Source organism: Hyphomonas sp. (genome assembly GCF_013823385.1).
Taxonomy (GTDB): Bacteria; Pseudomonadota; Alphaproteobacteria; order Caulobacterales; family Hyphomonadaceae; genus Hyphomonas.
Map to the genome: position 1 here is coordinate 1 of NZ_PNMA01000105.1, position 2,300 is coordinate 2,300.

3 protein-coding genes and 1 pseudogene are annotated in these 2,300 nt (G+C 64.9%); 2 read left to right on the top strand and 2 right to left on the bottom strand.

Annotation, left to right across the window (positions count from 1 at the left end):
• Positions 1-366 (top strand): annotated as a pseudogene (locus C0456_RS20065) (photosynthetic reaction center subunit L); the annotation flags it as partial.
• 14 nt (positions 367-380) lie between these two features.
• Positions 381-1,352 (top strand): photosynthetic reaction center subunit M, encoded by a 972-nt coding sequence (gene pufM / locus C0456_RS20070; RefSeq protein WP_291056333.1) that lies wholly within the window; start codon positions 381-383, stop codon positions 1,350-1,352.
• A gap of 146 nt (positions 1,353-1,498) precedes the next feature.
• On the opposite strand, the gene C0456_RS20075 is transcribed toward pufM, so the two are convergent.
• Positions 1,499-1,753 carry a hypothetical protein gene (locus C0456_RS20075; protein WP_291056336.1) on the bottom strand — a complete coding sequence of 85 codons (255 nt, stop codon included), beginning with the start codon at positions 1,751-1,753 and terminating at the stop codon, positions 1,499-1,501.
• 27 nt (positions 1,754-1,780) lie between these two features.
• Positions 1,781-2,263 carry a TspO/MBR family protein gene (locus C0456_RS20080; RefSeq protein ID WP_291056339.1) on the bottom strand — a complete coding sequence of 161 codons (483 nt, stop codon included), beginning with the start codon at positions 2,261-2,263 and terminating at the stop codon, positions 1,781-1,783.
• Positions 2,264-2,300: the final 37 nt, after the last annotated feature.

Consider the following 2,300-nt stretch of genomic DNA (forward strand, 5'->3'; position numbering starts at 1 on the left):
CACCTCGAGTGGGTCTCGAACGTCGGCTACGCCTTCGGCAACTTCCACTACAACCCCGTGCACATGCTCGCGATCACGTTCTTCTTCACGAACTGTCTCGCGCTCGCACTGCATGGCGGCCTGGTGTTGTCGGCGGTCAATCCGAGCGGGGGCACCGACGTCAAGACGCCCGAATACGAAGACACCTATTTCCGTGACTTCATCGGCTATTCGGTCGGCACGCTCGGCATTCACCGGGTGGGGCTTTTCCTCGCGCTTAACGCCGCGTTCTGGAGCGCCATCTGCATCGTCATCTCCGGCACTCTGTATGTCGGCAGCTGGATCGAATTCTGGGATTTCTGGAAGAAGATCCCGATCTGGTCGTAAGGAGCACCTGAACCATGGCGACTTATCAGAACATCTTCACGCAGGTGCAAGTGCAAGGGCCGCCCGAAATGGGCGTCCCGCACCTCGACGGCAGCGATGGGCGGATCGCCCTGACCGGCCACAACTACTGGATGGGCAAGCTGGGCCAGGCCCAGATTGGCCCGGTCTATCTCGGCCTGCTGGGCACGCTTTCGCTGTGCTTTGGCGGGATCGCGATCATGATCATCGGCCTCAACTTCTGGGCCCAGGTGGGCTGGAGCCCGCAAGGCTTCATGCGCGAGTTCTTCTGGCTCACGCTCAACCCTCCCGGTCCGGAATACGGCTTCAGCTTCTTCGTTCCGCTTGAGAAGGGCGGCTGGTTCATCCTGACCGGCGCGTTCCTGACCATATCGATCCTTTGCTGGTGGGTGCGCACCTACATGCGGGCCAAGGCTTTGGGCATGGGGATGCACATTCCCTGGGCCTTCGCCTCGGCGATCTGGCTGTTCCTGGTGCTGGGCTTCATCCGTCCGATGCTGCTGGGAGATTGGTCGCAGGCGGTGCCTTACGGGATCTTCAGCCACCTCGACTGGACCAACAACTTCTCGCTCACCTACGGGAACCTGTTCTACAACCCGTTCCACGCGCTCTCGATCGTCTTCCTCTACGGGTCGGCGGTGCTGTTCGCGATGCACGGGGCGACGATCCTGGCACTCGGCCGCTACGGCGGGGAGCGCGAGATCGAGCAGATCACCGACCGCGGGACCGCAGCCGAACGCGGCGCGCTGTTCTGGCGCTGGGTGATGGGGTTCAATGCGACCTTCGAATCGATCCACCGCTGGGCCTGGTGGTTCGCAGTGCTGACCACGCTCACCGGCGGGATCGGCATCCTGCTGACCGGCACGGTGGTCGACAACTGGTACCTGTGGGCGCAGGAGCACTACTACGCTCCGGATACGATCAACTACGATCCGAGCGGCGCCGCGCAGGCAGCGCAGGGCAGCTGACGCAGCGGGGGATGCCGGGGCCTCACGGGGCTCCGGCTCCCGCCCGAAACGCGAAAACCCGGCCGGGTGGCAAGCCTGGCCGGGTTTTTCTTTGGGCGGTGTTCGTGCGGGAAGACGCAGGCAGTTGCGTGCGTGGACGCCGAGGCTCAGCGATCGAGACGGCTGCGCAGGTCCATGAGGTGGAGCGGTAGGGACGCCGCGAGCGGGAGCGCGACCCACCACCATTGGGCGCCCGTCAGCGCCGCGCGCAAGCCGAGCACGATCAGCGCCGCCGGGCCGATCAGGCCGAGCACCCTGCTCCAGCTCCATCCGCGCCCGGCGCGCAGCCACACGGCCTCCACCAGCAGCACGCCCAGGATGAGATCAGCCGCATGGCCGCTGGCGAAGAAGGCCGCGATCATCGCCTCAGCCCCCGCGCCACACCTTCGTCAGCCGAAGGGCGCGTTGAGCTGCACGACCGCCCAATTGAGCGCAGCCGCAAAGCTCACCCAGCCAAGGTAGGGCACCAGCAGCAGCGCAGCCTGCTTCGAGAACCGGCCGCAATAGAGGATCATCGCAAGGATCGAGAGCCACAGCAGCACCACTTCCCAGAACGCCCAGTCGGGGCGCTGGAAGCGGAAGAAAAGGATCGACCAGGTGATGTTGAGAAAGCCGTTGAGGGCAAACAGGGCGATCACCCATTCCGCCTGTGCGGAGGTGCGCGCAGTGCGCCAGGCGGTGATGCCTGCGACCGTGATCAGCGCATAGATCAGCGTCCAGCCCATCGGGAAGAGCACATCGGGCGGGTTCCAGGCAGGCTTGGCGAGGCCCTGATACCATGGCCCGAGGTCCGTCACCGTCGCACCCAGCGCCGCCACGCACAGCGCGGCGATGGTCGCCACGATCACCGGGATGATTGTCGTTGGCTTCATGGGCATTGGTCTAGGGGGCATGGGCGCCTGCTGCAAC

What these genes read in the sequence shown, in the direction of transcription:
- C0456_RS20080 (WP_291056339.1), bottom strand. Translation starts at nt 2,263, where the DNA reads ATGAAGCCAACGACAATCATCCCGGTGATCGTGGCGACCATCGCCGCG.
- C0456_RS20075 (WP_291056336.1), bottom strand. Translation starts at nt 1,753, where the DNA reads ATGATCGCGGCCTTCTTCGCCAGCGGCCATGCGGCTGATCTCATCCTG.
- pufM (WP_291056333.1), top strand. Translation starts at nt 381, where the DNA reads ATGGCGACTTATCAGAACATCTTCACGCAGGTGCAAGTGCAAGGGCCG.